The sequence below is a fragment of the Stenotrophomonas nitritireducens genome, assembly GCF_001700965.1.
Lineage (GTDB): Bacteria > Pseudomonadota > Gammaproteobacteria > Xanthomonadales > Xanthomonadaceae > Stenotrophomonas > Stenotrophomonas nitritireducens_A.
On the sequence record NZ_CP016756.1, the window covers coordinates 2,822,633 to 2,841,983 of the forward strand.

Genomic DNA, 19,351 nt, shown 5'->3' on the forward strand with positions numbered 1-19,351 from the left:
TCCTGAGCACCATGAGCACCCTAGTTTCCCTGCCCGGCGTTCAGCCGGCGCCTGATTACCAGTCCCTGGACCGCCCGCTGAATTTCACCCCGGCGGCTGCGGCCAAGGTGCGTGAGCTGATCCAGGACGAGGGCAACGATGCACTCGCCCTGCGTGTCTATATCCAGGGCGGCGGCTGTTCCGGCTTCCAGTACGGTTTCGAGTTTGATGAGAACCGTGCCGAGGACGACCTGTCGGTGGTCACTGAAGGCGTCACCCTGTTGGTCGACCCGCTGAGCCTGCAGTACCTGATGGGTGCCGAGGTGGATTACAGCGAAAGCCTGACCGGCGCGCAGTTCGTGATCCGCAACCCCAATGCCCGCACCACCTGCGGCTGCGGCAGCAGCTTCTCGGTCTAAGCCGTTCCGCGCATGGTAAGTGACCGCGCTTGCGATGGTGGCGCTTTGTCGTCAGGCTCTGGCGGATGCTGAATTCTGAATCCCGTTTTGCCGGGCACGCCTTTGTCGGCGCGCCGCTGGACCGTGCCGATGGCGTGCGTGGTGATGCCGATGCGCTGGCGGCCTTGTGGCCGAATGCACAGGTCCTGATATTGGATGCCGATGGCACCGCGTTCGCCGATGATCAGGGCGGGCCGGCGCTGTTCACTGGCAGCGCGCTGGGCGGTGGCCCAGGTGTGGCGATCTTTCTCGGGCTGCGTGAGGGCCGGGCCTGGTTCGTGGCCGAGGCGGCAACGCTGACGGTGCAGGCGCCGCAGCGCATGGATCTGCGCCAGGCAGCGGTGAACTGGCCCGCCGAGGTGGCCGACGTGTTCTGCTATGCGCGCGGCATGTCGTACTGGCATTCGCGCAACCGGTTCTGCGGGGTGTGTGGCTCGGCGGTGCGTTTTGGCCGTTCCGGTTTCATTGGCCATTGCGACCAATGCCGTACCGAGCATTACCCGCGCGTGGACCCGGCGGTGATCGTCGCCGTCGAGAACAACGGCCGGCTGCTGCTGGGCCGGCAGAGCAACTGGATCGCGCGCCGCTATTCGGTACTGGCCGGGTTTGTCGAGCCGGGTGAGACCTTTGAACAGACCGTCGCCCGCGAGGTATTCGAGGAAGCGCGGGTGCGGGTGACCCAGGCCCACTATCTGGGCACCCAGCCCTGGCCCTTCCCGGGTGCATTGATGGTCGGCTTCCGGGCCAGCGCGCACGATGATGTGCCGACTGTGGACGGCGAGCTGGAGGACGCGCGCTGGTTCAGTGTCGAGGAAGTGGGCGCGGCCCTGCAACGTGACACCGACGATGACGGGCAGGGCATCCTGCTGCCACAGCGCTTGTCGATTGCACGCACCCTGATCGAGCACTGGTACCAGAGTCAGCGCCCGTGAACGTGCCCTGGCAGGTACCGGGTGGGCCGGAACAGCAGCGGCTGGGCCTACAATCGCAGGCCGGAGGAAGCGCATGTTCACAACCTTGGTAGCGGTCATCGCAGCACTGGTACTTGGCCATCTGGCGCCCGCGCTGCTGGCCACAGTGCGCGACTGGCGTTGGTTCGGGCGTTACCTGGGCTGGTGGCACGCGCAGTTGGGCGAATCGGCCGGGCACTATGCCGTGCTGGTGGCGATCCTGCCCTGCGTGCTGCTGATGGGCCTGCTGCAATGGGCTCTGGATGGGCGATTGTTCGGGTTGCCCGCGCTGTTGTTCGGCATCGTGGTGCTGGCCTTGTGCTGGGGCCCGCGTGACCTGGACCGTGACGTCGAAGCGGTGATCGATGCCGAGGACGGGCCCGCCGCCGCGCTGGCCGTGTCCCGGCTGCAGTCGGCCGGCGGCAGCCTGCGCGAGGACGCGCCGGGTCTGGTCGAAGCAACCGTGATCAACGCACTGCGGCGCTGGTTTGCGCCGCTGTTCTGGTTCCTGTTGCTGGGCCCGGCCGGTGTGCTGCTGTACCGGCTGTTGGCGCAGGCGTCGCAGGGCGCGCAATCGGCGCTGCTGTCCAGTGACGAGCGGCGGGCGGGGGATGGGCTGCTGGCGGTGCTGGAATGGCCGGTGGCACAGCTGATGACGCTGTCGATGGCGCTGGTGGGCAATTTCGATACGGTGTTTTCGGCCTGGCGCCGCGCCGCGGGTAATCGCTGGGCGCTGCAGCTGGGCTTTCTGGCCGAGGCCGCGCGTGCCAGCGTCGGTGCCGAACTGGTCGAAGAAGCCGAAGCGGCGCGCCTGCAGGGGCTGGTGCCGGCGGACGAACGCTACCCGGAACTGCGCGATGCGATGAGCCTGGTCTGGCGCATGTTGCTGCTGTGGATGGCGGTGCTGGCGCTGCTGGTGATTGCTGGCTGGGTAGGCTGAGCCAAGCGCCAATCGGAAGCGGCAGTAGCCCGGGTAAGCGCAGTGCACCCGGGAAGCAGGAGTCTGGTTGGATTCAAGGCTGTTGGCTGTTGGCCGGTGCCCTCGGGTGCGCTGCGCTTACCCGGGCTACGCGAACTGTACCGGATGCACTGCGCTTGGCCGGGCTATACCAATCCGGCGGTTTTCAGCCCGGTGCCAGCAGGTTGAACGGGTACCAGGGCAGGTTGCGCAGCAACCAATAGGAAACGATCAGCACCAGCCACGGGATCGGCCGTGCGAACAGCCGTACCAGCCAACTCAGCTTTGCCGGCAATAGCCCGGCCCCGTGCAGCGCCATGACCAGCACGGGGATGATCGAGACCACCAGCAGCGGGTTCATCGCCAGTGCCTGGGGCAGATCCAGGTGCACCAGCGCATGCAGGCAGCGGGTGCTGCCGCAGCCCGGGCACCAGAGTCCGGTCAAGGCATAGAAGGGGCAGGGCGGGAGCGGGTTACCCGGAACATTCGGGTCGATCCGGCCCAGTACCGCCACCGCGCCCACGCTGATGCCGGCAATCGCGGCCAGGGGCATGTAGCGCAGCAGGTGTTGCGGGAACTGCATAGCAGGACAACAGGTCGGCCGGATCCGGCCGACCTGTCGGTTTCATCAGTAGCTGGAGGCGCCAGTCATTGCGCCGCCCACACCGAGCACCATGACCAGCACGATGTACACAACGAAGACGACGATGCCGGCAACGGCGGCGTAGATGGCCCACTTCTTGGCCTTGTCGGCCGCTTCGCGGGCGCCGGCGATATCACCAGCAGCCAGCAGACCGTTGACCTTTGCTGCCTGGACGATGGAGACAATGCCCAGCGGTATGCAGCAGAACAGGGTGGACAGGATGGCCCAGACGAGGTTGTTGGATACGGCGGGACTGCTTGTATTCACGTAAAACTCCTTGTTGAAAAATCAGCGTGACCTGCAGGCATTCGCCGCCGTCAGCGACGAGATGATCATTGTGGCAACCCAGGTTAGCGGCCACGTGATGAAACCGATGAAGACAAAGCACAGCAGGAAGTTGACGAACGACAGCGCCCAGTAGCCGAACATGATGATCAGCCCGGTGGCGACATTGCCCGCATACAGGTGGCCGATGCCGAACACCTGGAAGAACCCCGGCAGCACCTCCAGCAACGCGGCTACCCCGCCGGATTTCTGCGGATGGTAGTAGTGGTGCACCTGCTGCGGCGCCGGTGGCGGCGCAGACGGTACCGCTGGCAGTGATGGCGTGGTGCTGTCCATGTATCCCCTTGCTCCCGAGCTGTGCTGCATTCCCCGCAGCCACATTGGGCGTTAGCCTAGCCACTTGTCCTATTTCTGGAAAGAGGTATTCCTACTCAAGCCTCATCCCCGCGCAGCTTGCGGACCAGATCTTCCAGCTTGGCGGCATCGGTGGCGCGCCCCTCCACCGGCGGCCCGGCCACCACGTTGATGTGCGCGCGGAAGCGCCGCGGCACGCGCATCCGCCCCAGCCGGGTATCGCGCCGGCTCCACATGCTGGCCCACATGCCCTTCAGGGCCATCGGTACCACCGGCACCGGCCGCCGCGCCAGGATCTTCTCCACGCCGGATTTGAAGGCGGCTATTTCGCCATCCTTGGTCAAGGCGCCTTCCGGAAAGATGCAGACCAGCTCGCCGTCAGCCAGCGCCGCGTCCACCTCGTCGAAGGCCCGCTGCATCAGCGCGGCGTCCTCCCTGGGGCTGGCGATGGGGATGGCCTTGGCGGTCGTGAAGATCCAGCGCATCACCGGGATGTTGAAGATCTTGTAGTACATGACGAAGCGCGCCGGGCGCGGGATCACCGCCGACAGGATCAGCGCGTCCATGTAGCTGACGTGGTTGCAGACGATCAGCGCCGCGCCCTCGTCCGGCACATTTTCCTCCACGCCCTTGACCCGCAGCCGGTACAGCGAGCGCACCATCACCCAGCTGAGGAAGCGCATCAGAAACTCGGGCACGATGCTGAAGATGTAGACCGCGACCACGATGTTGGCGATGGCCAGTGCCAGGAACAGCTGCGGGATGCTCCACTTGAGCAGGCTCTGGGTGAGCAGGCCGAGCACCGCCGCCAATACGATGAAGCCCGAGTTCTGGATGTTGAGCGCGGCGAACACGCGCGACATCTCCGACTTCGGCGTGCGGCTCTGGATCAGCGCGAACAGCGGCACCACGAAGAAACCGGTGAACAGGCCGATGCCGAGCAGGTCGATGATGATGCGCCAGCTGCCCGTCTGCTGGATGAAGCCGGCCACATCCAGGCCAGCGGCGGCCACCGCGCCGGTACGCGCGAAATACAGATCCAGCAGGAACGCGCTCATGCCGAACGCGCCCAACGGCACCAGGCCGATCTCGACGATGCGCCCGGACAGCTTCTCGCATAGCAGCGAGCCGACCCCGGTGCCCAGCGAGAACAGTGCCAGCGCGAAGATGTACAGCACCTCGTCGCCGCCGAGGTTCACCACCGCATAGGTGGGCAGCTGCGAGGTCAGGACGGTGCCGAAGAACCAGAACCACGACACACCCAGAATCGCGTTGCGCACGGCCTTCTGCTTCTTGGCCAGGCGCAGCACCACCAGCGATTCGCTGATCGGGTTCCAGTTGATCTTCAGCTCCGGCGCACCGGCATCCACGCGCGGAATCATGCGTGCGGTGAAGTTGCCGATCAGGGCCAGCGCGATGATGGCGACAGCGGCCACGATCGGGCCGTAGGCACCGGCCAGGGCGAAGATCATGCCGCCGGCGATCATGCCGGTGAGGATGGAAATGGAGGTGCCCATTTCCACCAGGCCGTTGCCGCCGGTCAGTTCCTCAGGCTTGAGGATGGACGGCAGCACCGAGTATTTGACCGGGCCGAACAAGGTGGACTGCAGGCCGGTGCAGAACAGTGCGATCAGCAGGACCGGCATGTTCTGGGTGAGGAAGCCTACTGCGGCCAGCGACATCACCACGATCTCCATGGTGGTGGTGATCACGATGAGCTTCTGCTTCTCGAGTTTTTCGGCGATCTGCCCGGCCAGGGCGGAGAACAGGAAGTAGGGCAGGATGAACAGCGCCGGCGCCAGGTTGGTGTACAGCGTGCGTTCCTCGCTGCTGACGCCCAGGTAGAACAGCAGCCCGATGATTGCCTGACGGTAGATGTTGTCGTTGAACGCGCCCAGCGCCTGGACGATGAAGAACGGAAGGAAGCGGCGCTGCTTGAGCAGGGCGAACTGGTTATGGCCGGACATCGTGTCTCCTCGGTGCTGCGCGGCACATTAGCAGAACCGCATGTCGCTATTGATCAAGCCGGGCATGCATTGCAGAGGGCTCTCAAGCCTGGTTTGCGGGCAGCAGCCCGAGCAGGGCGCGGGCTGCCGGCGTGGGGTCGGCCCGCCACACCGCACAGGTACGGAAATGGAAGTCCTCGACCAGCGGCCGCACCACCGTGCGTTGCATGCGGGCGGCCATGCTGTCGGGCACCACCGCCACGGCCAGCCCGGCGGCGACCAGCTGCTGCTGCAGTTCGCTGTGGGTGACCTCGTATTGCAGCTGCGCCTGGATGCCGCGTTCGTGCAGCGCGTCATCGAGCATGCGCCGCACTCCGGCACCGGGCACCAGCGCCGCCAGCGGCAGGCCCTGCAAGGCCTGCAGCGGGATGGTGCGGTGCTGGGTGAGCGGGTGGTCGATGGGCATCACCAATGAGAGGCCTTCCTCGTGCAGCAGGCGGTGCTGGGGCGGCAGGCTTATCTGCGGGCCGACGCCGACCAACGCCACATCCAGCCGGCCGTCCTCGAGCTCGGCCAGCAGCACATCGCTCATGCCGACCTTCAGATGCACCTCCACGGCCGGATGGGCGGCACGGAAGGCCGCCAGCAGGGCCGGCACGTCGACCACGTTGAGCGAGGTGATCTGGCCGATGTTGATGCGCCCGCGCACCGTGCCCAAGGTCAGTGCCATCTCTTCGTGCAGGCGCGCCGCCGCCTGCAGGGTGAGCCTGGCGTTGTGCAGGAACACCTCGCCGGCGGCGGTGGGACGCACCCGCCGGTGGCTGCGTTCGAACAGACGTGTGCCAAAGGCCTCTTCGAGCCGCGCGATCTGGTGGCTCAACGCCGACTGCACGGTGTGGCAGCGCGCCGCGGCGGCGGTGAAACCGCCTTCCTCGGCCACGGCGACGGCAAATTCGAGCTGGCGCAGGGTGAACATGCCATCACTGAAGCAGATGGATGGAATGAAAACAATACATTTGTGTCATCAATGGCAGCGGCCCAGACTGAGCCCCGTACCCCCTCAGGCCCACCCATGAATACCCCCGCATCCCCGTCCGCCCACCGTCCCCTGAGCCAGGCGCAGGTCCTGCTGCTGGCGCTGGCCACCGGCCTGATCGTGGCCGGCAACTACTACGCCCAGCCGCTGCTGCAGATCCTGGCCGACGCGTTCCATATCGGTGCCGAGCAGGCTGGCTGGGTGGTGACCGTCGCGCAGCTAGCCTATGCCGCCGGCCTGCTGCTGATCGTGCCGCTGGGCGACCGGCTGGAGCGCCGCCGTCTGATCGTTGGCTTGTTCGTGCTGGCGGCGGTGGGGCTGGCGATCAGCGCCAGTGCAACGCACTTCGTGCAACTGCTTGTGGGCACCGCCTTGTCCGGGCTCAGCGCGGTGGCCGCGCAGGTGATCGTGGCGCATGCGGCAGGCCTGGCCGCGCCGGAGCATCGCGGGCGGGTGGTCGGCACCATCATGGCCGGGTTGCTGCTGGGCATTCTGCTCGCGCGTACGGCCTCTGGTCTGCTGGCCGGGTTTGGCTCCTGGCACACCATCTATTGGGTGGCGTGCGTGGCGCTGCTGGTGCTGGCGGTGGTGTTGGCGCGGATGCTGCCGGCGCATCAACCCAGTGCGCGGATGTCGTATCCACGGTTGATCGGATCGGTGCTGCTGTTGTTGCGTGATGAGCCGCTGCTGCGCCGGCGTTCCTTGCTGGGTGCGTTGTTGTTTGCCGGTTTCAGCGTGTTCTGGACGCCGCTGGCGTTCCTGTTGTCGGGCCCGGCGTATGGCTATTCGATTGCCGCGATCGGTCTGTTTGGCCTGATCGGCGCGGCCGGTGCATTGGCCGCCAGCAGTGGTGGCAAGTTGACCGATCGCGGCCATGGCCGCGCGGTAGCGGTAGGCGGTCTGCTGATGATGCTGCTGTCGTGGCTGTTGCTGGGTTTCGCGCCGGTGTCGCTGGCGGCGCTGATCATTGGCGTGGTGTTGCTGGACATTGCCGTGCAGGCGGTCCACATCAACAACCAGAGCGTGATCTATCAGTTGGACGAGGGCGCGCGCAGCCGCATCACCTCGGCCTATATGACCTGCTATTTCATCGGTGGCGCCAGCGGTTCGGTTGCCAGCACGATGGCCTGGACGCGGCATGGCTGGAATGGTGTCTGCGTGCTGGGTGGCGTATTGGCACTGATCGGCCTGCTGGTGTATTTCCTGCCGGTCCGCAAGCCGGCGGGCAAGCCTGTGGGAGCGGCGTGAGCTGCGAAGCCTCAGTAAGCACTGGCCCTGCAGCTGTGGGAGCGGCGTAAGCCGCGAAGCTAGCGACAGTGCGCGGTCGATGTGTATGCAATCTGAGGATGCGTGAGCCAAGCGGCTTCGCCGCTTCCCCTCTCCTGCCTTCGGCATCCTCTCCCGCAAGGGGAGAGGAGAAGAGCACTAGCCAAAGCCAAAGCCAAAGCTAGATCCAAAGCTGTGGGAGCGGCGTCAGCCGCGAAGCTCGTATTGCCAACGTTGGCGGTGACCCAACGTTTGTAGGAGCGGCATAAGCCGCGAAGCTGGCAACAGTGCGCGATCGATACGTATGCAATCTGAGGATGTATGCGCCAAGCGGCTTCGCCGCTTCCCCTCTCCTGCCTTCGACATCCTCTCCCGCAAGGGGAGAGGAGAAGAGCAACAGCTAAAGCGAAAAGCCCACTCCACCCAACAACAGCTCAACGCGCTGTTGCTGCGGCTCCCGCCGACGCTGGCAACATCGCCTCTTCCGCAGCCGCGCGCAGCTTCGGCAACAGGCGCAGCATCAGTGCCAGCTGGGTGCGCACCAGCCGCGACTTGTCGTCAATCTCATCGGACATCTGCTCCAGCGCATCGGCCAGGGCGATCTCATCTTCCTGCGGTTGGGCAGGCTGGCGCGTGGCCAGGGCTTGCGCCAAGGCGGTCAGCGATTGCTGCAGTTGCCGGTGGCCGCTGGCGACCAGTGCATCTTCATTGACCGCATCGGCCTGCGCGCGGTGAGCACCCAAGGCTGACAGATAGCCCAGCAAGGTGTTCGACAAGCCCAGGAAGCGGAAGCCCGCGTCCAGGTTGCCGCGCGCATAACCTGGTTCGCGCAGCATGTTCGACAAGGCCACCGACAGCGCCACGTCGGCGTTGTGCATGTCACGACGGGCGATGCGGTAGGGCAGATCGTCGCGCATGCCGCTGCGGTACTGGCCGAGCACCGCATCAAGATAGGCGGTGCTGCTGGCGATCACCTGCGCCATCACCTTGTGCAGGCGCCGGCCTTCCCAGTCCGGCAGGATCAGCAGCGAGGCGATGGCGGCGATGGCGCAGCCGATCAGGGTATCCAGGAAGCGCGGCCAGATCAGCACGAAGCCGTTGCCGATCAGGTTGAAGCACAGCAGTGCCATCACCGTGATCGCTGCCGTCGCCAGCAGGTAGCGGTCGGTGCGCGTGATGAAGAACAGCAGCGCCGCCGCCAACGCCAGCAACAACTGCAGGCCGGTGCCGGGGAACAGCTGCATCAGTGCCCAGGTCACGCCCAGGCCGAGCAGGGTGCCGGCAATACGCTGCACCAGCCGCAGGCGGGTTGCGCCGAAATGCGGGCGGCAGACGAAGACGATGGTCAGCAGGATCCAGTAGCCGTTTTCCGGGTGCACCAGCTTCAGCAATACATAGCCGGCAATCAGCGCCAGCGCGATGCGTACGCCGTGGCGGAACAGCAGCGAGCCAGGCGTCAGCGCCTGGCGCAGGCGTGTGCCCATCTCGCGCAGGGTGTGCGGTGAGGAATCGCGCAGACGGGTGTCGATGCCTTCCAGTGGTGTATCAGCCAGGGCGGCTTCGGACAGCTGCCGCTCGATGTTGGTCAGGTTGGCGGCCAACAGCTGCAGCGAACCGAGCAGGCGCGTCCATTGCGGGTTGCGCTGCTCGCGCAGGTACTGCAGCGAAGACTGCAGGTCCTGGCCGGCGATGCGGGTGCGCTCGCCGTAGTCGAAGGGTTGGCGCAGCCGGATGGCCTGGCCCAGGCTCTGGCAGGCCTTGCCTTGCAGGGACAGCAGGCGCCGGCAGCGGTACAGCACGTCGCTGTGGAAGAAGGCCTCGGCCAGTGCTTCGTAAGGGTAGTGCGAGGAGCTGGCGCGTTCGTGGAAATCCTGCGCCATGTAATACAGGCGCAGGTACAGGCCAGACTGCACGCCGGGCCGGCCGGAGCGGCCAAAACGGCTGAGGATGGCAGTCTTGGCGATGTTCAGCGCCTGCACCACGCGCACGTTCTGCTCGGCCAGGGCCAGCCGCCGCGCCTGCAGGTTGCCATGTCGCACCGGTTCGAACAGATCGGCCTTGAGCTGCAGGTAGTGGCCGAGTTCGAAGAACAGCCGCGCCAGCCGCTCGCGCACCGGGCGGTTGGCGAACATCGCCGTCCACAGGATCGACAACAACCCGTACCAGGCCGCGCCGACCAGCAACGGCAACACTTCGCGCAGTGCCTGCTGCTGGTTGACGTTGTGGTGCTGGTCCAGCGCGATCATCGCGTAGATCGCCAAGGTCACCGTGGCCTGGCCGATGGAGGCGTAGCGTTCGCCCAATGCGCCGAGCAGGGTCAGGCCTAATGCGGCCAGTGCCAGGCTGGCGATGAACGGCAGGGGGTGCGGGAACAGCACGATGACTGCCGCCGCGGCGGCGGCAAAACACAGCAGCGACAGCAGCACCGATTTGGTGCGACCCCACCAGTTGTCATCGGTCTCGGCGATGGCGCTGGCGATGATGCCCAGGAACAGGCCGGGGATGGCTTCGATGTGGCCGTCGTACCAGCCATAGGCGATGGCGGCAGTGAGTGCGATGAACACCCGCAGCCCATAGCTGGCTTTTTCGTGGGCCCAGAGCTGGCCCAAGTGACGGTCGAGGCGGCGCATGCCGGAATCGGGTGCTCGCGGAGGCAGTGGGCTATCAGCTTGCGGTGCTGTCGCGATACAGGCAAGCACGACACGTCCGCAAAGCAGCGCTCATGCCGCGTTCGCGTTGGCCGTACGCATGAAATCAAGGAACACGCGCAGCTTTGGCGCCAGTTGTTCGCGCGAAGGGTAGTACAGATGGAAGCCGGCAAACGGTGGCTGCCAATCATCGAGCAAACTGTGCACGCGGCCGGCCGCGAGGTCGGCACGGGCGATGGCCTCGAACACCTGCAACAGGCCGACACCATCGCGCGCGGCCTGCAGGGCCAGGGTGCTGTCGTTGAGCAGCAGCGGCCCACTTACATCCAGGGTGAAGTCACGGCCATCGCGGCTGAACTCCCAGGGCATCACCCGGCCATTGCTGTTGCGGTGGCGGATGCAGGCATGGCCGATCAGCGCTTCCGGTGTCTGCGGCGTGCCGTGCTGTTGCAGATAGCTTGGTGCCGCGACAACGGTCCAGCGCAGCGGCGGACCCAGCGGCAGCGCGATCATGCCATCGGCCAGCGCCTCGCCCAGACGGATGCCGGCATCGAACCCTTCGCCCACCACATCAACCAAGGCCGCCTGCATCGCCAGTTCCACCTCCACCTGCGGGTAGGCGGCATGGAAGGCGGGCAGGTGCGGCAGCAGCAGGTATTCAATGGCGAAACGCGGTGCGGTGACGCGCAGCTGGCCGGTTGCGACATCGCGGTTGGCTTCCACCGCGTACAGGGCTTCGCCGATGCGGGCCAGGGCCGGCGCGGTGTCCTGCAGCAGGCGCTGGCCGGCTTCGGTCAGGCCCACCCGGCGCGTGGTCCGCTGCAGCAGGCGGGTGCCCAGGCGGCGCTCCAGGTTGCGGATGGTCTGCGACAACGCCGATGGCGACACCGCCAGTTCGATGGCGGCATGGCGGAAGCTGGCATGCCGCGCCACGCAGGCAAACGCGGCCAGGGCCGGCAGCAGGGAGGGTTCTACTGTGAAGTCAGGCTTCATGGTCAGTGCTAAGTATCCGCCTTTATCAACATAGTGGCGAGCGCTTACAGTGGCTCTCCCCGTTCCTGAGCTGGAGTTGCCAATGAAAACCCGAGTGCTTGGCCGTGATGGCCCGGTTGTTTCCGCGTTGGGCCTGGGCTGCATGGGCATGAGCGCGTTCTACGGTGGCCGTGGCGATGATGCCGCCTCGATTGCGGTGATCCACCGCGCGCTGGAGCGGGGCGTGACCCTGCTCGACACCGCCGACATGTATGGCCCGCATACCAACGAGGTGCTGGTGGGCAAGGCCATCGCCGACCGTCGCGGGCAGGTATTCCTGGCCACCAAGTTCGGCGTGCGGCTGGATGCCCGCGATGCGCAGGCGCGTGGTGTGGATGGCCGTCCCGAATATGTGCAGGCGGCCTGCGAGGCCAGCCTGCAGCGGCTGGGCGTGGATCATATTGACCTGTACTACCAGCACCGCGTTGATCCGCAGGTGCCGATCGAAGATACCGTTGGTGCGATGGCGCGGCTGGTCGAGCAGGGCAAGGTGCGCTATCTGGGCCTGTCCGAGGCCGCGCCGCAGACCATCCGCCGCGCCCATGCGGTGCACCCGATCACCGCGCTGCAGACCGAGTATTCGCTGTGGTCACGCGAGCCTGAGCAGAACGATGTGCTGGCGACGGTGCGCGAACTGGGTATCGGTTTCGTACCGTACTCGCCGTTGGGTCGTGGTTTCCTGACCGGTGCGATTCGCAGTCCTGCCGACTTCGAAGATGGTGATTACCGCCGCCATTCGCCGCGCTTCCAGGGCGAGAACTTCGCACGCAACCTGGTTCTGGTGGAGCAGGTCAATGCGATTGCCGCCGACAAGGGCGTCAGCCCGGGGCAGTTGGCACTGGCATGGGTGTTGGCGCAGGGCGATGACCTGGTGCCGATCCCGGGCACCAAGCGTTTGGCGTACCTGGAGGAAAATCTGGGTGCGCTGGATGTGGTGCTCAACGCCGATGACCTGGCGCGGATTGATGCGGTGTTCCCGGTGGATGCGGCGGCCGGCCTGCGTTACCCGGCGGCAAGCATTGGCAGCGTGCATCGCTAGAGCCCAGCGATGCGCGGCTGGGGCTTTCAGATGTAGAGCCGAGCCATGCTCGGCTGGGGCATTACCGGTAAAACCTCTTCCGAGCATGGCTCGGCACTACGCTCCCTCCCTTGCACGAAGTGCAGGGGAGAGGTGAGATCCGCTTACTGCTGCTCACGCGCGATCGCGCGCCAGCCAATGTCGTTGCGGTGGAACTCGTTGGCCCAGTGGATTTTGGCCACGCCCGCATAGGCATGCTTCTGCGCATCGCTCACGCTGTCGCCCAAGGCCGCAACGCACAGCACGCGGCCGCCGGCGCTGACCACGTTGCCGTCGGCGTCCAGCGCGGTGCCGGCATGAAAAACCTTGGCACTGGCCGGTACGTCGCCCAGGCCGCTGATCACATCACCGGTGATCGGCGTTTCCGGGTAGGGTTTGGCCGCCAGTACAACGCCCAGCGACGGGCGCGGATCCCACTGCGCGTCCACGCCGGCCAAGGCGCCATCAATGGCCGCTTCTACCAGATCGACCAGATCCGACTGCAGGCGCAGCATCACCGGTTGGGTTTCCGGGTCGCCGAAGCGCACGTTGAATTCGATCACCTTCGGTGCGCCGTCGGCATCGATCATCAAACCGGCATACAGGAAGCCGGTGAACGGCACGCCGTCGGCAATCATGCCAGCCACGGTCGGTTCCACCACCTCACGCATCACCCGTGCATGCACTTCCGGCGTCACCACCGGGGCGGGTGAGTACGCGCCCATGCCACCCGTGTTCGGGCCAGTGTCGCCATCGCCCACGCGCTTGTGGTCCTGGCTGGTGGCCATCGGCAATGCGATGCGGCCATCGACCATCGAAATGAAACTGGCTTCCTCGCCTTCGAGGAATTCTTCGATCACCACGCGTGCGCCGGCATCGCCGAACGCATTGCCGCTGAGCATGTCGTGCACGGCGGCCTCGGCTTCTTCCATCGTCATCGCCACGATCACGCCCTTGCCGGCCGCGAGGCCGTCGGCCTTGATGACGATGGGCGCGCCCTTCTCGTGCAGATAGGCCAGTGCGGCATCAACCTCGGTGTGCACGGCGTAATACGCAGTGGGAATGCCGTGGCGTGCCAGGAAATCCTTGGCGAAGGCCTTGCTGCCTTCCAGCTGCGCGGCGGCAGCGGTAGGCCCGAAGATGCGCAGGCCGGCATCGCGGAAGCGATCGACCACGCCGAGTACCAGCGGTACTTCCGGGCCAACCACGGTCAGGCCCACGGCCTCGTCCTGTGCCAGCTTCAGCAGGCCATCGATGTCGTTGACCTTGATCGCGACATTGCGGCACTTGCCTTCGGTGGCGCTGCCGGCGTTGCCGGGGGCGACGATCACTTCGCTTACGCGCGGCGACTGCGCCAACTTCCAGGCCAGGGCGTGTTCGCGGCCGCCAGAGCCGATGACGAGGATTTTCATGGGGTCAGTTCCTGTGGGGCATCAATGGGTACTGCAATCGGAGGCTTTCAGCGCGACGTTGAAGAACACTGCACCATCGGCATCCACGAAGCGGCGCTGCACGCCACCGCCGGCGGCGAATACCGGCTGCAATGCCGGCTCCGCGCACAGCTGGGCGATGGCCTGGTTCTCATCACGGCGCAATGCCGCGAACACATCGGGTTTGGCCTTGGCCATGGCCACGCTTGCATCGGGGAAGCGCACCACCAGCACGATGTCATCCGCATGCCGATGTGCGGAGTCGGTGATCAAGCCGTCGCGGTAGGGCGCGGGCAGTTGCGTTCCCAGCGTAGCAAGCGCGGTGTGCTGGGCATCGCGCAGCGCGGAGTTGCCGCAACCGGCAAGCAGCACGGCGCAAAGGCTGGCGCTCACCGTTAGGAGGACATTGCGCATCAGTTGCACGCCTCAAGCTGCATGGTTGCAGGAATCAGATAGCGCGACTGGGTGCTGTCGTAGGCGATGCTGTGGCTCTTGTTGACCGCGCCAGCACAGCCGCGGCCTTTTTCCTGCACGCGCAGCGGCCAGTAGGCGAGCTGGGGCTGGCCTTCATCGGGAACGGCATCGAAGTTCAGGTCCAGACGGCCATGCGAACAGTTGCCTGACGCATTGCAGTCAATGGCATTGTGATCATCCAGATGGCTGCGCAGCCAGCCCGCGTTCGACAGCGTCTTGTCGCCGTCGAACAGGTACCAGGCGCGGTTGCGCATCAACGCACCAACCACCACCAGCTCGTCATCGACCTGGAAACCCCAGGCGTTGGCACCCATCTGCAAGGTGGTGACGCTGCCCGGCTTGCCGCCGGTGCCACTGCCCTGGCCGAGCAGTTCGGCGGCAACGCTGACGCCGTCATCGGCGGCGCGGTGCAGCACGATGAAGTCGGTGCTGCCCAGTTCGATCGGGCTGGCGTCGTCGTAGCTGGTGCAGATTGCCAGCATGCGGTAGTTGCCGTTCTGTACGGTGATGCTCTGGTCGGCGCAGATATCGCGATGCACCGCACGTGCCTGACCCAGATCGGCATCACTCAGTTGCTGCGTCCATTGCCCCTGCAGCTGCACGGTGCTGCCATAGCGTTCCTGCAGTACGGCCATCACCCCGGCCTCGTAGCTGAGTTTCGGTTTTGCTGCTGGAGCATCGTCCTGTGCGGGCGTGCCCTGCTGGCACGAAGCCAGCAGGGCGACGGCGAGCAGGGAAATCAAGCGCGGGAAAACCCTGGTCGCCATGTGCCAGCTCTCGGTAACGGAATCAGTGACGGAAGTGGCGCACGCCGGTGAACACCATGGCGATGCCATGTTCGTCGGCGGCGGCGATCACTTCGTTGTCGCGCATCGAACCACCCGGCTGGATCACCGCGGTGATGCCGGCTTCGGCGGCGGCATCCAGGCCATCGCGGAACGGGAAGAACGCGTCCGATGCCATCACCGAGCCCGGCACCACCAGACCTGCATCGGCGGCCTTGATGCCGGCGATGCGTGCCGAGTAGACGCGGCTCATCTGGCCGGCGCCAACGCCGATGGTGCGCTCGTCCTTGGCATAGACAATCGCGTTGGACTTGACGTACTTGGCCACGCGCCAGGCAAACAGCAGGTCACGCAGTTCGGCTGCGGTCGGCGCGCGCTGGGTGACGGTCTTCAGTTCGTTGGCGCTCATGCCGCGGTTGTCGGCGCTCTGGATCAGCAGGCCCGAACCAATGCGCTTGGTGTCGTAGTTGTTGCGGGCATCGCCGGCCGGAATGCGCAGCACGCGCACATTGGCTTTCTTGGTGGCGTAGTCCAGCGCGGCCGGTTCGTAGTCCGGGGCGATCAATACTTCGACGAACTGGCGGTCGAGGATGGCCTTGGCGGTGGCCGCGTCCAGCGTGCGGTTGAAGGCGAGGATGCCGCCGAAGGCGCTGGTCGGGTCGGTGTTGTAAGCCATCTCGTAGGCGGCGCCGACATCGGCAGCCACGGCCACACCGCAGGGATTGGCGTGCTTGACGATGACGCAGGCCGGCACATCGAACTGACGCACGCATTCCCATGCGGCATCGGCGTCGGCCAGGTTGTTGTAGCTCAGTTCCTTGCCCTGCAGCTGCACGAAGGTCGCCAGGGTGCCCGGCACCGGGTACAGGTCACGGTAGAACACGCCGCTTTGGTGCGGGTTTTCGCCGTAGCGCAGGTCCATGACCTTGATGAAGGAGGAATTCATCTGCGCCGGGTATTCATTGCGCACCGGCACCGCAGCGCTGGTGTCGGTGACGGCCGACAGATAATTGCTGATCGCCGCGTCGTACTGGGCGACGCGGTTGAACGCGGCCACCGACAGTTCAAAGCGCTTGGCCGCCGACAACTGACCGTCGTTGTTGGCCAGCTCGGCTAGCAGCGCATCGTATTGATCCGGGCTGGTGGCCACGGCAACGCGGGCGAAATTCTTGGCCGCGCTGCGCAGCATCGCCGGGCCACCGATGTCGATGTTTTCCACCGCGTCGGCCAGGCTGCAATCGGCCTTGGCGGTAACCGACTCGAACGGATACAGGTTCAGTACCAGCAGATCGATCGCGGCGATGCCGTGTTCGGCCATCACCGCATCATCGGTGCCGGCGCGGCCGAGCAGGCCGCCGTGGACCATCGGGTGCAGGGTCTTGACCCGGCCGTCCATCATCTCCGGGAAGCCGGTGACATCGGACACGTCCTTGACCGGCAGGCCGGCCTCGCGGATCGCCTTGGCGGTGCCGCCGGTGGACAGCAGCTCGACGTTGCGGGCAGCCAGGGCACGGGCCAGATCGATCAGGCCGGTCTTGTCGGAAACGGACAGCAGAGCCCGGCGTACGGGCAGCAGATCAGAAGACATGGGGAGGCAGGGGGGAAGCGGAAGCGGGCCCGTATTGTAGCCGCGCGGTCACATCCGTGGCCGGACAGAACTGCTCCTGTAGTGCCGAACCGTGCTCGGCAAGGGCTTTACAGGCAATGCAAGGGGCTTTGCCCGCGATGCACGACGGCAGGGGTCACCGGTAAGGCTTCTGCCGAGCATGGCTCGGCACTACAGGTGAGGCGGGGGCTTACGCCAGCCCGTATTCCTTCAGCTTCTTGCGCAGGGTGGCGCGGTGGATGCCCAGCAGCGCGGCGGCGCGGCTCTGGTTGCCCTCGCAGTGATTCAGTACTTCCACGAACAGGGGAATTTCCATCTCGCGCAGCACGATCTCGTACACGTCGTCCGCGTCACAGCCGTCCAGGTCGCGCAGGTAGCGCCGAACGGACTGGGCAACGTGTTCGCGGAGCGGCGGCTTCGGAGCGCCACGACTGGTGTCAGGACGGGTGGGGGCAGCGTTCAAGGAAGTTCCCGGATTCAGCAAAGTCGGACGCATTGGCCCGGCGTGGGGGAGGGAGTCTAGCGCGTGGGCCGCCGGCCTGCCACGCCATTGGCCCGTGGTTATTGAAATTCAAAGCTGAAGGCGACGGTGGCGGCGGCCGGTTCGCGCAGCCGGAATGACACCTGCGCGCTCTGTCCGGGTTCCAGCCGCGCCTGCGGATCGGCGCCGGGTCCCAGGTATTCGGCGGCCTGCAGGGTGCGCCGGCCGATCACCCGGCCATCGGCATCGGACAGCGACAGCCGCAGGGCCGGCCAGGCCTGCGCCCAGCGCGCGTCATTGCGGAAACTGGCTTGCACCTGCAGCGCACCGGCCTGCCCGGGCACCGGGCGGATATCGCGGCTGAGCATGCTGAACGCGCTGGGCTCGTGCCACGGCGGCAGCGTGCAGCGCAGCACCGTGCACAGCGCACTGACCAGCGGCCGGGTGCCGGCATCAGCGGCCAGCTTGGCGCGGTCGGACAGGATGATCTGCAGGCCGAGCAGCAGGGCCAGTGCCAGCACCACTCCCCATTGCCAGCGCGGGGTATCGGGACGGGCTGCCGCGGGCCTGGCGCTGGCGCGGGCGAAGCTGGGGGCGGCCACGGCCGGCGGCGCCTCGGCTTCTGCCGGGGCGGTGTCATCGAAGCGTTCCACTGTGGTGCCGGTGCTGCCAGCAATGCTGTCGGCTTCGAGCTGTGCGCTGGTCTGCGTCTCCACTTCCGCCGCGGCCGCGTCGGGCAGGTCCTTCGGCGCAGGCAGATCAAGCGCCAGGGTGGCCTGCGCGTCGGCGGCCGGCGCCGGCGCCTCTTGCGGCGCAGCGGGCGGTTCGGCAGCGGCTGGACCTTGCAGGAAGGTGGCCAGGGAAGGGCGGGCGGGCTTGGTCTTTTCAGTCATGGCAGGGCAGGCCGAGGCACTGTCGCCATTCAAGCACGGCGCACGCCGGTGATGCGCATCCAATCGCCATCCTGGGTGGCTTCAAGCTGATCGAACCATGCCGCGTAGCGTTGCAGTAGTTCGTCTTCCTGGCCATGCAGGATGCCGGACAGGGCAATCTGCCCACCGGCTGCGACGCGTGCGGCCAGCAGTTCGGCCAGTGCGTCCAGGGCCGAAGCCAGGATATTGGCCACCACCACCGGATAGGTGGCGACCGGCTCGTCTTCGGGCAGGTAGGCGGCGATATGCACGCCATTGCGCTCGCCGTTGTCATGGGTGGCAATCAGCGCCTGCGGATCGTTGTCCACGCCCACCGCGGCGGCGGCACCGAGCTTCAGTGCGGCCAGCGCGAGGATGCCCGAGCCGCAACCGAAATCCAGCACGGTGTTGCCGGCCAGCTTGCCCTCGGCCGAGAGCTGGTCCAGCCAGCGCAGGCACAGCGCGGTGGTCGGATGGGTGCCCGAGCCGAAGGCCAGGCCCGGGTCGAGCCGGACGATGGCGGCGTCGGCTGCCTGCGCGGCCTCGGGCAGTTCGTGGTTCCACGGCACGATCCAGGTGCGCTGGCCGAACTGCATGGGCTGGAACTGGTCCAGCCAAGCGCGCTCCCAGTCTTCGTCCTGCACCGCGCGGAAGCTGGCGTTGGTCCACTCCAGGCCCGGGTCGAAAGATTCCAGCGCGGCCAGCAGGGCCAGCGCATTGGTGTCGGCCGGGAACAGCGCGGTCAGGGTCAGCTCGTTCCACAGCGGGGTTTCACCCACGCCCGGTTCCAGGATCGCGCGTTCGTTGCTGGTGTCTGCGTCGGCGTCGAGCATGGTCACCGCCAGCGCGCCGACGTCGTCGAGGGCGTTCTCGTAACGGGGCTGGGTGGCTTCGGTGCAGCGCAGGGTCAATTCAAGGAAGGGCATGGCGGCGTACGGCAACGGCGGGACAGGGGACGCATCCTAGACGAGGCGGCCACCAATTGCGCGTTCAGCTGGCGGGTTCACCGAGGCGGCCCTCAGCCTTGTTAGAATCCCGGCCCTGTACCTGTC

Annotated in this window: 18 protein-coding genes and 1 pseudogene; 5 read left to right on the forward strand and 14 right to left on the reverse strand. The window is 66.1% G+C overall.

The genetic code is table 11. From position 1 onward, the window contains the following. The first annotated feature begins 11 nt into the window (after window positions 1-11). The 3 genes from erpA to ampE all read left to right on the forward strand — a co-directional run bounded on the left by erpA (window position 12) and on the right by ampE (window position 2,327). Complete coding sequence (gene erpA / locus BCV67_RS11920; RefSeq protein ID WP_062169731.1) at window positions 12-398, forward strand: iron-sulfur cluster insertion protein ErpA; 387 nt, start codon at window positions 12-14, stop codon at window positions 396-398. Between the two features lie 65 nt (window positions 399-463). Continuing rightward, on the forward strand, window positions 464-1,369 hold the full coding sequence (gene nudC, locus BCV67_RS11925; protein WP_062169730.1) for an NAD(+) diphosphatase: 906 nt from the start codon (window positions 464-466) through the stop codon (window positions 1,367-1,369). A gap of 73 nt (window positions 1,370-1,442) precedes the next feature. Continuing rightward, on the forward strand, window positions 1,443-2,327 hold the full coding sequence (gene ampE, locus BCV67_RS11930) for a regulatory signaling modulator protein AmpE (protein WP_062169728.1): 885 nt from the start codon (window positions 1,443-1,445) through the stop codon (window positions 2,325-2,327). A 184-nt stretch (window positions 2,328-2,511) separates the two neighbouring features. Here the strand turns inward: ampE and BCV67_RS11935 are convergent, their stop codons facing one another. The 5 genes from BCV67_RS11935 to BCV67_RS11955 form a co-directional block, all read right to left on the reverse strand. Beyond that, window positions 2,512-2,898 carry a DUF2752 domain-containing protein gene (locus BCV67_RS11935; protein ID WP_428999518.1) on the reverse strand — a complete coding sequence of 129 codons (387 nt, stop codon included), beginning with the start codon at window positions 2,896-2,898 and terminating at the stop codon, window positions 2,512-2,514. A gap of 75 nt (window positions 2,899-2,973) precedes the next feature. After that, window positions 2,974-3,255 (reverse strand): CD225/dispanin family protein, encoded by a 282-nt coding sequence (locus BCV67_RS11940; protein WP_062169724.1) that lies wholly within the window; start codon window positions 3,253-3,255, stop codon window positions 2,974-2,976. Window positions 3,256-3,276: 21 nt separating this feature from the next. Then, window positions 3,277-3,609: a hypothetical protein gene (locus BCV67_RS11945; protein ID WP_062169722.1), complete on the reverse strand. Its 333-nt coding sequence runs from the start codon at window positions 3,607-3,609 to the stop codon at window positions 3,277-3,279. Window positions 3,610-3,704: 95 nt separating this feature from the next. Beyond that, window positions 3,705-5,594, reverse strand: coding sequence for an MFS transporter (locus BCV67_RS11950; protein ID WP_062169720.1), 1,890 nt, complete (start codon window positions 5,592-5,594; stop codon window positions 3,705-3,707). Window positions 5,595-5,676: 82 nt separating this feature from the next. Beyond that, window positions 5,677-6,549 carry a LysR family transcriptional regulator gene (locus BCV67_RS11955; RefSeq protein WP_062169719.1) on the reverse strand — a complete coding sequence of 291 codons (873 nt, stop codon included), beginning with the start codon at window positions 6,547-6,549 and terminating at the stop codon, window positions 5,677-5,679. Between the two features lie 96 nt (window positions 6,550-6,645). On the opposite strand from BCV67_RS11955, the gene BCV67_RS11960 reads away from it, so the two are divergent. Continuing rightward, complete coding sequence (locus BCV67_RS11960) at window positions 6,646-7,857, forward strand: MFS transporter (protein WP_062169716.1); 1,212 nt, start codon at window positions 6,646-6,648, stop codon at window positions 7,855-7,857. Between the two features lie 452 nt (window positions 7,858-8,309). Here the strand turns inward: BCV67_RS11960 and yccS are convergent, their stop codons facing one another. Both yccS and BCV67_RS11970 read right to left on the reverse strand, forming a co-directional pair. Then, on the reverse strand, window positions 8,310-10,505 hold the full coding sequence (gene yccS / locus BCV67_RS11965) for a YccS family putative transporter (RefSeq protein WP_062169714.1): 2,196 nt from the start codon (window positions 10,503-10,505) through the stop codon (window positions 8,310-8,312). A gap of 120 nt (window positions 10,506-10,625) precedes the next feature. Further along, window positions 10,626-11,666, reverse strand: a pseudogene (locus BCV67_RS11970) (LysR family transcriptional regulator); the annotation flags it as partial. Between BCV67_RS11970 and BCV67_RS11975 the strand changes: the two are divergent. Then, window positions 11,599-12,594, forward strand: coding sequence for an aldo/keto reductase (locus BCV67_RS11975; RefSeq protein WP_062169710.1), 996 nt, complete (start codon window positions 11,599-11,601; stop codon window positions 12,592-12,594). The pseudogene BCV67_RS11970 and the gene BCV67_RS11975 sit on opposite strands and share 68 nt — an antisense overlap. Window positions 12,595-12,737: 143 nt before the next feature. On the opposite strand, the gene purD is transcribed toward BCV67_RS11975, so the two are convergent. The 7 genes from purD to prmA form a co-directional block, all read right to left on the reverse strand. Continuing rightward, window positions 12,738-14,024 carry a phosphoribosylamine--glycine ligase gene (gene purD / locus BCV67_RS11980; protein WP_062169708.1) on the reverse strand — a complete coding sequence of 429 codons (1,287 nt, stop codon included), beginning with the start codon at window positions 14,022-14,024 and terminating at the stop codon, window positions 12,738-12,740. 21 nt (window positions 14,025-14,045) lie between these two features. After that, window positions 14,046-14,456, reverse strand: coding sequence for a hypothetical protein (locus tag BCV67_RS11985; RefSeq protein ID WP_062169706.1), 411 nt, complete (start codon window positions 14,454-14,456; stop codon window positions 14,046-14,048). Further along, window positions 14,456-15,283 (reverse strand): hypothetical protein, encoded by an 828-nt coding sequence (locus BCV67_RS11990; protein ID WP_062169704.1) that lies wholly within the window; start codon window positions 15,281-15,283, stop codon window positions 14,456-14,458. Before BCV67_RS11990 ends, BCV67_RS11985 begins: the two co-directional genes overlap by 1 nt. A 22-nt stretch (window positions 15,284-15,305) precedes the next feature. Next, the gene (purH, locus tag BCV67_RS11995; protein ID WP_062169702.1) at window positions 15,306-16,889 is read right to left on the reverse strand and encodes a bifunctional phosphoribosylaminoimidazolecarboxamide formyltransferase/IMP cyclohydrolase; all 1,584 of its coding nucleotides are present in this window, start codon (window positions 16,887-16,889) and stop codon (window positions 15,306-15,308) included. 208 nt (window positions 16,890-17,097) lie between these two features. Further along, window positions 17,098-17,370, reverse strand: coding sequence for a DNA-binding transcriptional regulator Fis (fis, locus tag BCV67_RS12000; protein WP_057626401.1), 273 nt, complete (start codon window positions 17,368-17,370; stop codon window positions 17,098-17,100). Window positions 17,371-17,468: 98 nt separating this feature from the next. After that, window positions 17,469-18,281, reverse strand: coding sequence for a DUF3426 domain-containing protein (locus BCV67_RS12005; RefSeq protein WP_062171832.1), 813 nt, complete (start codon window positions 18,279-18,281; stop codon window positions 17,469-17,471). 29 nt (window positions 18,282-18,310) lie between these two features. Next, window positions 18,311-19,225: a 50S ribosomal protein L11 methyltransferase gene (gene prmA / locus BCV67_RS12010; RefSeq protein ID WP_057627668.1), complete on the reverse strand. Its 915-nt coding sequence runs from the start codon at window positions 19,223-19,225 to the stop codon at window positions 18,311-18,313. Window positions 19,226-19,351 lie beyond the last annotated feature (126 nt).

Excerpts from the sequence above, each read along its gene's own strand:
- erpA (WP_062169731.1), top strand. The coding sequence starts at position 12 with ATGAGCACCCTAGTTTCCCTGCCCGGCGTTCAGCCGGCGCCTGATTAC.
- nudC (WP_062169730.1), top strand. The coding sequence starts at position 464 with ATGCTGAATTCTGAATCCCGTTTTGCCGGGCACGCCTTTGTCGGCGCG.
- ampE (WP_062169728.1), top strand. The coding sequence starts at position 1,443 with ATGTTCACAACCTTGGTAGCGGTCATCGCAGCACTGGTACTTGGCCAT.
- BCV67_RS11935 (WP_428999518.1), bottom strand. The coding sequence starts at position 2,898 with ATGCCCCTGGCCGCGATTGCCGGCATCAGCGTGGGCGCGGTGGCGGTA.
- BCV67_RS11945 (WP_062169722.1), bottom strand. The coding sequence starts at position 3,609 with ATGGACAGCACCACGCCATCACTGCCAGCGGTACCGTCTGCGCCGCCA.
- BCV67_RS11950 (WP_062169720.1), bottom strand. The coding sequence starts at position 5,594 with ATGTCCGGCCATAACCAGTTCGCCCTGCTCAAGCAGCGCCGCTTCCTT.
- BCV67_RS11955 (WP_062169719.1), bottom strand. The coding sequence starts at position 6,549 with ATGTTCACCCTGCGCCAGCTCGAATTTGCCGTCGCCGTGGCCGAGGAA.
- BCV67_RS11960 (WP_062169716.1), top strand. The coding sequence starts at position 6,646 with ATGAATACCCCCGCATCCCCGTCCGCCCACCGTCCCCTGAGCCAGGCG.
- yccS (WP_062169714.1), bottom strand. The coding sequence starts at position 10,505 with ATGCGCCGCCTCGACCGTCACTTGGGCCAGCTCTGGGCCCACGAAAAA.
- BCV67_RS11975 (WP_062169710.1), top strand. The coding sequence starts at position 11,599 with ATGAAAACCCGAGTGCTTGGCCGTGATGGCCCGGTTGTTTCCGCGTTG.
- purD (WP_062169708.1), bottom strand. The coding sequence starts at position 14,024 with ATGAAAATCCTCGTCATCGGCTCTGGCGGCCGCGAACACGCCCTGGCC.
- BCV67_RS11985 (WP_062169706.1), bottom strand. The coding sequence starts at position 14,456 with ATGCGCAATGTCCTCCTAACGGTGAGCGCCAGCCTTTGCGCCGTGCTG.
- BCV67_RS11990 (WP_062169704.1), bottom strand. The coding sequence starts at position 15,283 with ATGGCGACCAGGGTTTTCCCGCGCTTGATTTCCCTGCTCGCCGTCGCC.
- purH (WP_062169702.1), bottom strand. The coding sequence starts at position 16,889 with ATGTCTTCTGATCTGCTGCCCGTACGCCGGGCTCTGCTGTCCGTTTCC.
- BCV67_RS12005 (WP_062171832.1), bottom strand. The coding sequence starts at position 18,281 with ATGACTGAAAAGACCAAGCCCGCCCGCCCTTCCCTGGCCACCTTCCTG.
- prmA (WP_057627668.1), bottom strand. The coding sequence starts at position 19,225 with ATGCCCTTCCTTGAATTGACCCTGCGCTGCACCGAAGCCACCCAGCCC.